This window comes from Occallatibacter sp. (assembly GCF_049582745.1).
Classification (GTDB): Bacteria; Acidobacteriota; Terriglobia; order Terriglobales; family Acidobacteriaceae; genus Telmatobacter.
The window spans coordinates 38,760-50,838 of sequence record NZ_JBAUUO010000173.1 but is presented as its reverse complement, the minus strand read 5'-3'; the positions used below and the strand labels follow the sequence as shown (position 1 = coordinate 50,838).

12 protein-coding genes are annotated in these 12,079 nt (G+C 58.7%); 3 read left to right on the top strand and 9 right to left on the bottom strand.

What is annotated here, in order from left to right:
- The first annotated feature begins 277 nt into the window (after window positions 1-277).
- The gene (locus WCA10_RS24820) at window positions 278-580 is read left to right on the top strand and encodes a TIGR03435 family protein (protein ID WP_472825236.1); all 303 of its coding nucleotides are present in this window, start codon (window positions 278-280) and stop codon (window positions 578-580) included.
- Window positions 581-593: 13 nt separating this feature from the next.
- Here the strand turns inward: WCA10_RS24820 and WCA10_RS24815 are convergent, their stop codons facing one another.
- Together WCA10_RS24815 and WCA10_RS24810 are read right to left on the bottom strand one after the other, a co-directional pair.
- Window positions 594-1,133 carry a hypothetical protein gene (locus WCA10_RS24815; protein WP_472825235.1) on the bottom strand — a complete coding sequence of 180 codons (540 nt, stop codon included), beginning with the start codon at window positions 1,131-1,133 and terminating at the stop codon, window positions 594-596.
- A 413-nt stretch (window positions 1,134-1,546) separates the two neighbouring features.
- Window positions 1,547-2,302, bottom strand: coding sequence for a GNAT family N-acetyltransferase (locus WCA10_RS24810; RefSeq protein WP_472825234.1), 756 nt, complete (start codon window positions 2,300-2,302; stop codon window positions 1,547-1,549).
- A 157-nt stretch (window positions 2,303-2,459) separates the two neighbouring features.
- Here WCA10_RS24810 and glgA point away from each other — a divergent pair, with 157 nt between their 5' ends.
- Window positions 2,460-3,914 (top strand): glycogen synthase GlgA, encoded by a 1,455-nt coding sequence (gene glgA, locus WCA10_RS24805; RefSeq protein WP_472825233.1) that lies wholly within the window; start codon window positions 2,460-2,462, stop codon window positions 3,912-3,914.
- Between the two features lie 52 nt (window positions 3,915-3,966).
- Here glgA and WCA10_RS24800 read toward each other — a convergent pair whose 3' ends face one another.
- From WCA10_RS24800 to WCA10_RS24770, 7 genes are all read right to left on the bottom strand, one after another.
- Window positions 3,967-4,461: a ferritin-like domain-containing protein gene (locus tag WCA10_RS24800; protein ID WP_472825232.1), complete on the bottom strand. Its 495-nt coding sequence runs from the start codon at window positions 4,459-4,461 to the stop codon at window positions 3,967-3,969.
- 487 nt (window positions 4,462-4,948) lie between these two features.
- Window positions 4,949-5,221, bottom strand: coding sequence for a DUF1905 domain-containing protein (locus tag WCA10_RS24795; RefSeq protein ID WP_472825231.1), 273 nt, complete (start codon window positions 5,219-5,221; stop codon window positions 4,949-4,951).
- Window positions 5,209-6,432: an acyltransferase family protein gene (locus WCA10_RS24790; RefSeq protein WP_472825230.1), complete on the bottom strand. Its 1,224-nt coding sequence runs from the start codon at window positions 6,430-6,432 to the stop codon at window positions 5,209-5,211. Before WCA10_RS24790 ends, WCA10_RS24795 begins: the two co-directional genes overlap by 13 nt.
- Before the next feature lie 88 nt (window positions 6,433-6,520).
- Window positions 6,521-7,402 carry an aldo/keto reductase gene (locus tag WCA10_RS24785; protein ID WP_472825229.1) on the bottom strand — a complete coding sequence of 294 codons (882 nt, stop codon included), beginning with the start codon at window positions 7,400-7,402 and terminating at the stop codon, window positions 6,521-6,523.
- Window positions 7,403-7,621: 219 nt separating this feature from the next.
- Entirely contained in the window at window positions 7,622-9,376 is a 1,755-nt protein-coding gene (locus WCA10_RS24780; protein WP_472825228.1) for a tetratricopeptide repeat protein, read from the bottom strand.
- Complete coding sequence (locus tag WCA10_RS24775; protein ID WP_472825227.1) at window positions 9,337-9,801, bottom strand: C39 family peptidase; 465 nt, start codon at window positions 9,799-9,801, stop codon at window positions 9,337-9,339. Before WCA10_RS24775 ends, WCA10_RS24780 begins: the two co-directional genes overlap by 40 nt.
- A 112-nt stretch (window positions 9,802-9,913) precedes the next feature.
- Complete coding sequence (locus WCA10_RS24770) at window positions 9,914-10,330, bottom strand: hypothetical protein (RefSeq protein ID WP_472825226.1); 417 nt, start codon at window positions 10,328-10,330, stop codon at window positions 9,914-9,916.
- 160 nt (window positions 10,331-10,490) lie between these two features.
- Here WCA10_RS24770 and WCA10_RS24765 point away from each other — a divergent pair, with 160 nt between their 5' ends.
- Window positions 10,491-12,077 carry an amidase gene (locus WCA10_RS24765; RefSeq protein WP_472825225.1) on the top strand — a complete coding sequence of 529 codons (1,587 nt, stop codon included), beginning with the start codon at window positions 10,491-10,493 and terminating at the stop codon, window positions 12,075-12,077.
- Window positions 12,078-12,079: the final 2 nt, after the last annotated feature.

The following is a 12,079-nucleotide window of genomic DNA, read 5'->3' as shown; positions in this document are numbered from 1 at the left end:
GCCCTCACTCCAAACCCGCACATCTGAAGCCGCCTAAGACACACTCATCAGGTGTCCACCATAAAAAACAAGCGGACACCTCATGACACACTCTCCAACTGTCAACAGGGACTGGCCGTACGCTTACCATAGATCCAGCTTAGGCTTATGTGCGAAATAACCTGCAAAAACCGGGAAAGCTTTTAGCGTTTGTTTTCAGGGGGGTGGAACTTTTCTACGGGTGGAGGGATTGACACCTCGTTGGGGTGAACCCCTGCAGTGAGACAGTTCACCTGGAGTGGTTATCCCACGCACGCTGGAAGTAGCAACCATACGTCCCACACCCAAGGTCCAGATTGGAGGGTCAGTTTGGACTCCACCCGGGTTCGGAAGGTTTTCTGCGCATTGTGTGACTCTGCCTTCCTTGATCCACATGGGCTACGGAATCGATGAGGACCAAATCGTAGGCAATGCCAAGTGGATGGACTCGGAGTTTTTCGATGTTGCAGTCAAACCGTCGGGCGACATTCCTCTGACCAGAGAGCAATTGAAGCCCGTCTTGCAGCAGTTGCAGAGAAGAGATTTCTTACGCCGCCGATAGAGAAGTAATTCATTCACTGGCTTGAGACTGGGACTGGAGCGTGGGGTCCAGTCTTCAGATGAATGCGTGAAAGCAAGGAGTGGGGTCCGCTGTAAAGAAATTCCAGAGCAATGTTGCCGCCGACAGATTCAAGCAGACTGTAGTTGCCCATCCGGAACGCGTCCCTGGCGCTGAAGCGATTTGGATACCACCCGTAGACTGCGCCCGTTGAACCCGCATAGGGTGCGATAAGCGCTGGGATAGAAAAGACACGATGTCCATCATCGCCGCGGCGCGCCGTCAATGTTGAGATTGCCGCATGGCGGAGCCGTGGGAACAGACCTCTGCATACGCAGGGATAGAACGAGGTATCTTCTTTGAGGACTGCTGCAAGCCCGTAACGCGTGGTTGTCCCGACAACTGCGATGCCGAAATCGGAACCGAAACGTTCGCTGTAGCCGACAAAGCCTTGCTTCCATTCCGGAGGCGTATTGGTTGCCTGATCGAGACCAGCAATGAGAGCAGTGCCCGAAAATGCATAGGGACCGAATGCGTCAAAAGTGAAGCTCTTCAACGTTGTTCCCGGCGGAGGACGTATGTATGTCGGGTCGAGATTCCCTGAAGTTGCTGTGGACGCATCTTCCGGGAGAGGTCCGGCATTCGAAATTGACTGCGATCCAGCTTGCATTGGAACCGCAACCCACACAGTCGCGATCAACAGCAGGAGCGTGGTCCGCCGTATTTTCATTGCGAGAAGATGCCTGAATCCGTCAAGTGGTAGCCCCTTTAGTTCTCCGTTGAATGTGTGCCAGGGCAGCGCAGAGCGGCCGCCGGTTACTGGAATGATTGTGGGGGAGAAAGGCAGAAACGGTCTGTTCAGAATTGCTCAACCGGGCCAGTTTGACTCGGATGCCCGCCAACACAGAAGTTGCGAGCTACGCGATAAGGCTGGGTATTCGGTATCCGGCAAACCGCATATGCGATCCGCTACTCCTCGTTCCTGATCACGGCGAGGTGGAAATTGCGACGATGCGTGAAGCCGAGTCTCTGGTAGAGACGCACGGCGGGATTGTCGTCGAAGGCATGCAGAAACGCCGTCCGGCCCTCATCGGCGATATCGCGCATGACTTTGCGCATCACTATGCCGGCGTAGCCTCTTCCGCGCGCGTCGGGATGCGTGCAGACCGCGCTGACTTCAACAAATCCCGGTACGCGCATGCGTTGACCCGCCATGGCCAGCAACCGGTCGCTCGCGAAGATGCCGTAGAAGTTTCCCAGTTCACATGTCCTTTCGCGAAAGGGGCCCGGCTCTGTGAGCTTTGCAAGTTCCATCATCGCCGGCACGTCCGCGAGGCCAAGCCTGCGCAGGGTTACGCCTTCCTGAAGTGTGCCCGCGGCGTCGAGGGTCGGTTCGAGGCAAATCATCTGCGTCAGGATTCCGCCGCGAAACAGGCTCCAGCCTGCGGGCAGCGATGGTGGATCGTGCAAGAAAAGTCCGATGAGGCCCGCGGGGCCTGCAAGCCGCCGCAGAGCATCGTAGTTCGCCTGTGACTGGTCAGGCGCGCCGGCCAGCGGGCCGATTGGCGCCGGGTAGCGGCGAGCCAGCCCTTCGCCCATCGCGAGCGAATGGTGATCCGTGCGAAGCGCATTCAAAATGGGATTGTCGAGAAACTCCTCGCGAGCGCTGGATTGGTGAACCTGGGTCTCGTCGGCAACATCAGAGTCAACAGGTGGATTGGGCATGAGTGAGAGATGACGCTGCGGCGCAGTGCGATGCGGAAACCTCGCATCGAATCTGAGCGTCAAAGTGAAGCGTGTAAACTTGGCGGTTGGTTGCGGAACTTGAACTTGTCGTGGCACTCGCCGATTCGGCGATGCCTGGACCGCAAGGAGAAGAGCGATGCAGATAGTTTTTGCCGCGTCAGAGGCCGTACCGTTTGCGAAGTCGGGCGGACTGGCGGACGTGGTGGGCGCCTTGCCCAGGGAAATCCTCAAGCTGGGTCACGAAGTTACGGTCTACCTTCCCCTTTATGCGGCAGTTCGTTCTCACCTCGAGGGCGAACTGAAGTACCGGGTTCGTTCGATTACGATTCCTTTTCCGCACGGCAATCGTTTCGCCGGAATCGTGGACGGGGGCGAACGCGACGGGGTGAAGTTCTACTTTGTAGATTGCCCGGAGATGTTTGATCGCCAAGGACTTTATGGAAACAACGGCGACAGCTACGGGGACAACGCCGAGCGTTTCGGGCTTTTCTGCCGGGCGGTGCTGGAAGCGACGAAACTGATCGGGGTTCCCGACGTATTTCACTTGCACGACTGGCAGGCGGCACTGATTCCTGTGCTGCTGCGTACCGTGTATGGCGCCGACCCCGACCTCAAAAAATGCGCCTCGGTGCTCACCATCCACAACGCGGGATACCAAGGCTGGTTCCCGCCGTCGACGACGGAGCAACTGCTGCTGCCGTGGGAGATCTTCACGTACGATAAGCTCGAGCATTACAACACGTTCAACTTTCTGAAGGGTGGAATTGTCTACGCCGACGCGCTGACCACGGTGAGCCCGAAGTATGCCGAAGAGATTCAGACGCCGGAGTTCGGCAACGGGCTGGACGGAGCTCTGCAGAAGCGAAGCGCCGACCTTCATGGCATCCTGAACGGCGTTGATTACACGGAGTGGGATCCGGCAGTGGACGGCAACCTTGCCGCGCACTATACCCCCGCCGATCTCGCGGGCAAGCGCGAATGTCGCAAGGACCTGCTGCACGGCTTCGGGCTGGAGGCGCCGGAGGAGACGCCGGTGATCGGAATCTGCTCGCGGTTTGCCTCGCAGAAAGGGTTCGACCTGCTGGAGCAGATTGCGGGGCGGCTTGCCGAGCGCGATGTCGCGGTTGTGGCGCTGGGAACGGGCGAGCCTTACTACGAGAAATTCTTTCGCGACTTCGCGTACGCCAACGCGGGCCGATTCGCCGTACAGATCCGGCATGACGATGCACTGGCGCACAAGGTGGAGGCCGGGGCAGACATTTTCCTGATGCCCAGCCGGTTTGAGCCGTGCGGACTAAACCAGATTCATGCGCTTAAATACGGAACGGTGCCGGTGGTGCGCGCGACGGGCGGTCTGGATAACACCGTTGAAGAATGGAATTCCGGCTCGTATACGGGCACTGGATTCAAGTTCGCTCCGTACGATGCGCAGGCGCTCCTCGACGCGATCGACCGCGCTGTGACGGCGTTCTACGACAAGAAACAGTGGTCAAAACTGATGCAGAACGGCATGGCACAGAACTTCAGTTGGGAAAAGCCCGCGCGGGAATACATGGGGGTCTACGAAGAAGCCGCGCGGAAGAAGGCCTGAAACTGGTCTGCGATTGCGACAAATATGTCTCTGAGTTTTGATCGGACGTGCGCTATGCGCCCTGACTGAGCACCTTTGGCACGTCGATGCCGAGCGCCGTGGCCAGGTCGTGCTGATGTTCCTGCTCCTGCGAGATGATCGAGCGCAGCTGCTCAGAGAGCGCGTAATGGCCGAGCGCCTCAGCCTGGCGTACGCGTTCGCGGTAGTTCTTGATGGTCACCGTCTCGTTATCCAAATCGAATCGAAGCATCTCTTCCGGCTTTTCGGAGAGCTTCACTTCCTTCGGCGTCGCGGTGGGCATCCCGCCGAGATAATCAATCTGGTCGGCGATGATCAGCGCGTGCTGCAGCTCCTGCGCAGCATGCAGCTTGAGCTCGCCCGCGATGTTCATCCATTGCGCGCCTTTGAGCACGTTGCTGTAGACGGTGTAGGCAATGATCGCCTGGTATTCCCGCGCCAGATCCTCATTAAGCGCATTGATTAGTTCCCGGACGGCCTTGTCGCTTTCGTGATTCGTGTTTTGAGTCTGGTTTTTCGTTTCAGGCATGAGACTTCCTTTGCTTGGGGTCGGGAGTGGAACTCTACGGCTAATCCCATGAGATGCCGGAAGCAGCTTCTATGTTGGCTTTGACGAGGCGCAGGAGTCCGGAAGTTGCAGGCGACTTCGCTCGTGGAAGATGCGCGACGTCCATTGAAGACCGTCCAAACGCAACAACGGCCCGGGAGTGTTTCCCAGGCCGCTGCCGGTGATCTGTTGGGATTGGACTAAGGCCATCGCGCTGCCGCGAGTGCCAGTAACCCGGCTGGTAGATTCTCGCCCGCCGGGGCAAACCTGGGGTCTTGGGCGCGATGCCCTAGGCCTCAGTCACCTCACGTAAGAAACTACTGGAACAGTCATTTTGCATAGGCTGGATCAACCTCCTTTCCCGTGTAGATTCACGCTAACGCGGAGCGCGCGTGCAGTCAAGCGCAGCGCGCGCGGTCTGGTCAGCGTCGAAGATGAGAAGATATATGTCTCGCCCAAGCAGTCGGACTCAAATCCGTTCTTCGAGCACGACACTCACGCTATTGCCAGCGCTTTTGCCGATTCTGCGGCGAATTTCGTTTTTCACCGGCAGTTTGTGCCTGCCGTCACCGAGCGCCATGAAGGAGCTTTGGAATGGAATGCCGCCTACTTTGCCGCGCACCTTCACCAGCCCGCGGGTTCCGAAGAACTCAACAGAGTCAGGCCAGATGGCGTAAGTCCATCCACCCTTGTTGGGACTCTTTTCGAGCTTCGCTGTGAAGTGCTTGTTCAACCTGCGCATGATTTCCGCTTGCCGTTACAGTTTACGCCGGAGTAAAGCTTAAATCGCTGCCGGCTTTGCGACTGCAGGGGGGGCACGAGCAGCTGGTGCCTGATCGCCTTGTCGCATGGAATCGAGAAGTATTTCGCGACGGCCCACCCGAGCAGCCAGCACGCTGCGATCGTTGGCACATACCAGAGAACGCCCCACCGCATGCTCGCGCCAACGGCGCTGAAGATGTTGAGCATGGCGATCACGACGAACATGTGGGTGAGGTAGATCTCATAGCTCAGGCGCCCGCACGCGCATAACCAGCCCATGCCGGTCATTTTTGTGGGCGCGCCCATTGTTGCGCTCCAGTGGAACGCAAGCACCATGCACAAGGCCGAGAAGGTGAGAAGCAGCATGGTGCCGTTGCGGAAGAGCATGGAGAGTTGATCTTCGAATCCCAGCACCCCGACCAGGCCGCACACGCCGACCGCATAGAAGGGCCAGATCCCCTTGCTTCCTTTCGGCCGGAAATGTTTCGCGGCGAGCGCTCCCAGCACACCCATTGCAATCGCGGCCATCCCGGGCAGGTAGGCCTTCTCTTTCCAGATGGGATTGCCCACGATGCCCGCCAGCGAGAAGGGCAGCGACAACGCGAGCAGAGCCATGGCGGGCGCAAGGAGCCAGGCCTTGCGCAGCAGAATGCACATGAGCGGGAATCCCAGGTAGAAGACTTCTTCAATGGACAAGGACCAGAGAACGTCCCAATTGGCGGGCAGGTAGCCGTTGTGCGCTTCATACCAGTTGAGATAGAGGCCGAATGCGGACCCGACAGCACCAGGCAGCGATTGCCCCTGCCGATGAATCACGAAATCGTGAAGACCAGAGAGGTGCAGAACGGAAAGAACGGCGACCAAGAGCACGAGACAGGGCAAAATGCGCGACGCGCGGCGCAGGTAGAATCCGCGCAAGTTGATTGCGCCCAGACTGCCCCAACGCGCGAGGGCGTTCGAGGTGATGAGAAATCCCGAGATGACGAAGAAGATGTAGACCGCTTCAGACCCGTTGAAATTCAGGTCGTTCAGAGACTCATGCGGGAGGTGAGCGCCGAGTATGCCCTGGGTGAGGCGCAGGCGAAGGCCAATATGATTGAGCAAAACCAGCACGATCGAGAGCCCGCGCAGAAAATCGATTCCGGCATTGCGCGCGAGCGCGCTGGCCTCGGTCGCATTTGGTTGCTGCAAACAAGAACTCCGGGAAGAGCGAAACGCTCTTCCCGTTTAGTTAAACAGATGTAATGAAATTGCGGAATTGGCTGCGCGGGTTCGCCCCTTACGCGAGTGCGAGATTCATGTTGTCGATGGCTTCGTCGATTTCCTGCGTGGACTTGAAGCCAACGGTCGCGCAATCGATGCCCGCATGCTGGAACGCGAAACGCATTGCGGCCTGGCGATCTTCGTGCTTCGTAAATGTGCCGTCGCCGCAGAGTTTCATGCTGATGACGCCCATGCCTTCGCTCTTTACCTGCTTTACGTGCGCGACGACTTCAGGGACGTTTCCGCGCTCGGGGCCGTCAGGAATTGGCCCGTCCATGCGCGTGCCGTTGTGGTTCATGCGAATCATCGCGACTTCGAGGAATTTGTTGCCGGGCACCTGGCGCAGGGCCGGCAGACCGTGGACGGAAGCGCCGCGCGTCTTGATGATGTTCTTCGACTGGGCCGCCAGCATCCCTTCCTGCCATGGCTTCGTCTCTTCCATCCAGTCGCCGGTATGCTGCCAGTGGAGGAGCATGATGTCGAAGTATTCTGTCTGCGAGATGCGGCGCATCTGGTCAAAACGCTTCATGGGATCGACGCCCGTATCCGTCGTCACCTTGTTCATCAGCTGATAGCTATCGCGCGGATAGGGCTTGAGCGCTTCACCGAGCATCCCCGGGGTCTGATACGACTCGGCCGTCTCAAAGAAACGAATGCCGTGGTCGTATGCATAAGCAACCAGCCGCGAGAATTCCTTCTGTCCCAGTGCTGCCTGCACGTAGCCATTGTTGCTGCCGGTGCCGAAGGCAAGCCGCGTCACTTTCATCCCTGAATTGCCCAGGGTCACAATGTCCGTCGCGGTGCGGCGGGCAGCATGAAGCGGCAGGGTGCCAACACTTGCGGCAGCGCCTGCCACGATCGTGGTTTTGAGAAAATCGCGTCGATTCAATGGGCTCATGGGGATCTCCGTATTTGGGGAGCTGCGCGCGCAGCCATTAGCGGAGATGGTAGCACGATCCACGTCCATTTCGCAGGGTCTGGCTAAGGAGTCCGCGTTGCCGGGATTGGACTGAACTCAAAGCGAGGCCCAGTGGCCGCGCGCAGGTGTGGGCCTATCCTGGGCCTTGAAAAGACCCCACAGGCTTCTCTATGACGCGCGACTAGTGTTGCTGCCAACTCATCTCTGCATCGCCGAGCCGTAGAACGCATTGTTTCCCGTACGCAGGTCGCGTCCATATGTGAGCACCACGCCGGTTCCCAGCACCGACAGCTTGAGCTCCGCGCCAGCGTTTACGAGCCACTGGCGCGACGCCAGTGCGCTCGTTGGAGCCGAAGTCTTCGCGACATCCAGCCAGGGCCCCACTTTTACGTTGATGAGTCCGTTGCCCCACACGCTGCGATAGAAATCTGTATTCGACAGAAAATACCGATCTGCGATCGGCGAACTACCCTTGCGCCCGTCGCGCGTTCCGATGTGCCCACGCAGCCACAGGTCGTTGTCGCGCTCGACGCCAATCATCCATAGTTCATCCACTGGAGCCGTTCCCGCGATTCCGCCGCCGCGCACGCGCTGCATGAACTCGTATGTGTCCCCTTCGGCCCGAGGCAGCCAGCGGACTGCTGCGCCACCCTGCAGTCTTTCAAAAAGGTGCGGAGGACTCGACCAGAGGCGCGCGAATTCAGAGCCTGCGGTTGCGCCGAGCGTAAATCGACGCTCGGGCACGTCAAGCAAAGTCGCATGCAGACTTGCGAGGTGCTTCAATTCATATCCAGGCGCTACCAAGTCTGCGGTGAGCGCTGAACCGTTGACTACGTTGCTGTATGTGCGATGCGAGAGTTCAGCGCCCGAGGTCCACCCAAATCGTGCGCTGTGGATCGAAGTGATCGTGACCCTGGCCACTTCCCTCTTCAACTTGAACGATCCGAGCTCGGGAGCTGTTCCAGTGAACGCATTGCGAATCGCCCAATTCTCATCGCGACCATCGAGCGCAGCCTGCCAGCGCCATTGTGGCAAGGTGTGCAGCGGCCCGGACAGCGAAAGCCACACACGTCGTTTCTGCGCATCCCTTCGAAGGAGCGAATCGAAGTTCGTCGCCGATCCGCAGATGTTGAAATAGCTCGGATAAATCGTTTCGTACGGAAGCCCCGAAAACACCGACACCAGCGACTGGATCCAGCCGTCTCCAAAACCGTCACGCTCAATCGCATGAAATTCGGCGTTGAATTTCCCGTCGTGTCTCGCGTTCAGAGTGAGGTTGTAAGCGGGAAAGACACCTAGCCCATTAAGCCGCTCCTCGCTTGCCACGAAGTCCGGACGTCGCATCACAGCTTGCGGCGAAAAGACGAACGCTCGTTCCAACAGCAGCCGTTGCACGTGTATTTGCGGATCAATGTTCAGCGCGTTGATCTGCGGCTTTTGAATCCGATTCCAATACTTCAGCGCCGCGTCGAGATTTCCGAGCAGCAGGAAGTTCGTTCCGGCGAAGTCATTGGCATATTCGTCGTGCGGGTCGAGGCGCAGGGCTTTCTCAATCCAGCGCGCAGCGTGAGGATATTTCTTTTGCTGAAACGCAACGCCGGCCAGCTCGATGGGGAATCGCTTCTGCTTTGGACACGCCCGATAACCTGCAACGAGCGCTGCTCGCGCCTCATCCCAGCGCTGACGATGGGCGAGCGCAATGCCAAATTCAAAATTCACATCCGGGGACCGCAGCGAGATCTGCTGCGCTGCCGCAATAACCTGGGTCCAGTTGTGCTGGTCATAGAGCGCGCGCACACCCGCATCGCCCGTAGTCCCTGCGGCGCACTGCCCCGTCGCGCGGAGCCCGAAGGATAGAAGCGCAACAGCCAGCGCTCCGATCAGAATGAAATGTCGGCTCAGGATAGAAGCGGCTAGCGCTGGTCCGCGGCCGGCACGGCAAGCAGAGTCCAATTGTGCGTGGCGCTCCACTCTTTCTCGAATCTTGCACGCTCCTCGCTCAGCAGCTTGCGCTCCGCAGGATCGTTCATGGTGACCAGTCCGCGCGCGGAGTCGATACCGTCAATGACAACATAGTGCAGTTCGCTCTGCCCTTGCGGTCGGAGCGCCACAATCAACGGACGTCCGTTGGCAAGTTGTTCCTCCAGGTCGCTCCACTTGCCTGCAAACGCGAACGCCTTGAAACCGTGTTGCCGCAGATATTCGGTCATCGCTGCTGCCGGAATCCCATGCTCGCGCGGAACATAGAGCGCGTGCTGAATCCGCGCCACATCGCTGTCAGTGGCAGCGGACACTCCCTGCTTTCCGGCCCAGTACTGCATGACCATCGATAGAGATGCTGCCCCACAGCCCTCACGCGGCTGCCCCACAAACGGCACATCTATCCAAAGCGCTCGCGGCGCCTCCGCCCACAAAACAGAGGCAGCCGCGAGCAGAATTAACCACGCGCATCTTGACCGGGCGGATTTTGGCCGGGCGGATTTTGGCACGTCAGTGAATGATGGCCACGATAATGATGATCGCAATCAGCACGATGATGAGGGTGAGCATGCTGGTGCCCAGGACACCGGCAGAAAATTTCTGCTGCGTGTCGGTGGCGCGTGCCGACAGGTCTGCAAGCTCGTGATCAGACAGCGTGGGAATCGCCTTCTGCACCTGTACGGGATCGATTTTCGCATCCCGCATTGCCTTTTCGGCTGTCGGCGTGCTCATGAAATTCATCAGTGTCTGGACGTTCGCCTGTCGCGTTGCGCTGGAGGTCTCAAGATTCTGCTGCAGCGTCTGCGAACTTACGATGTGCTCTTTCGGCGACTGTGCCAGAAGCCCGGCAGGATAAGAAAGCAGCACAATGAGCACTGCCGGAACGGCGGCCTGCGCAAACAGCGTGGGAATTCTTGCAAGTTTCATACACACTCCGAGTTAGGGGATTTTTGCTCAAGAATATAGGATGCCACGCCGTGAAAATCCGGTTGCCCTCTCCGCTGTAGAATCTCCACCAAGGTCGAGCAGAATCAATGGCCTTCTGTAACCATGCTTCTGTTTAGCCAGCCTTCGGCGTGCTATAACGATGGACACCGCCATGCCCATCCGCCGGACAGTCGCTTATTTCCTTCTGGCTTTCTGTTTCGCTGCCGACGTTGCCGCTGCGCAATCAAACTCAGCGCCCATCGATGTCGTGGGCACAACCATTAGCGAAACCCAGCAGGCTATCCGCGATGGACGAACGACTTGCCGCGCTGTTGTCGAGGCATATTTGCGACGCATCGCCGTATACGACCAGAAGCCCATCAACGGACTTCGACTGAACGCCATCATTACCGTCAATCCGGATGCGCTGGCGGAGGCTGATGCCTGCGATGGCAATTTCAGAGCCACGCACTCACTTCCGCCGCTCAGCGGAATCGCGGTCCTCATCAAGGACAACTACGACACGCGGAACCTGCAAACCACCGGCGGCTCTCTGGCAATGAAAGACTTTGCGCCGACGACCGATGCCACGATGGTGACGCGACTGCGCGCGGCCGGCGCAATCATCCTGGCCAAAACCAATATGGCCGAGTGGGCATTCAGTCCCTACGTCACCGAAAGTTCCATCGCAGGTATCACGCGCAATCCTTACGACCTGACGCGTGTACCCGCGGGCTCAAGCGGCGGAACAGCAGCGGCGGTTGCGGCCAGCCTCGGCGAGTCCGGCCTCGGCACAGATACAGGCAACTCTATTCGCGGCCCGTCATCGCACAACGATCTCGTCGGTATCCGTCCGACCATTGGATTGACGAGCCGCGCGGGGATCATTCCGCTGTTCGCGCACAATGATGTGGGTGGCCCCATAACGCGCTCTGTCGCCGACGCTGCCGCATTGCTGACCGTGCTTGCGGGTCCCGATCCCGCCGATCCCGTTACCGCGCTCGCTGCCGAGCACCCGCACGTCGATTACACGCAATCGCTCGATCGCCACGGACTGCGCGGCGCGCGCATCGGTGTCTATCGCGAATACTTCAGTACCCCGAAAACCGAGCCTGAAATCAAAGCTCTGACCGAAGCGGCAATCAATGTGCTGCAGCATGAAGGCGCCACGATCGTCGACAATTTCACCATCCCCAACGAAAAAGCGCTTGAAGAGAATCTCTGGTGCGGTGACTTTGAAGCCGATTTGAACGCGTACCTCGCACAACACCCCAACGCGCCCTATCACGATCTGAAATCCATCGTGGCCAGCGGCCTCTATTTGCCTTATATCGGAGATGAAATTCGCGGCGCAGTGGCCCCGCCCAAGCCCGACGATCGCCGCACGCCTTGCCCCGATGTCTACCATGATGTACCGAAAATCGCCTTCCGCAATGCACTCACCGCCGCGATGGCCGCGCAGCATATCGACGCCATTGTTTATCCCACTTGGAGCAATGCGCCGCGCAAAGTGGGCGATGTTTCCAGCCCCGCAGGCGACAACAGCCAGGTACTGTCGCCCCAAACGGGATTCCCGGCCATTACAGTTCCCATGGGTTTCACGCACGAAACGCTGCCTGCCGGCCTCACGTTTGTCGGCCCCGCATTCAGCGAGGCAACGTTGATTCGCTATGCGTATGACTTTGAACAGACGGTCCACCAGCGCAAGGATCCGCCGCTCTTTCCGCCGCTCCCCGACAGCAAGTAAGG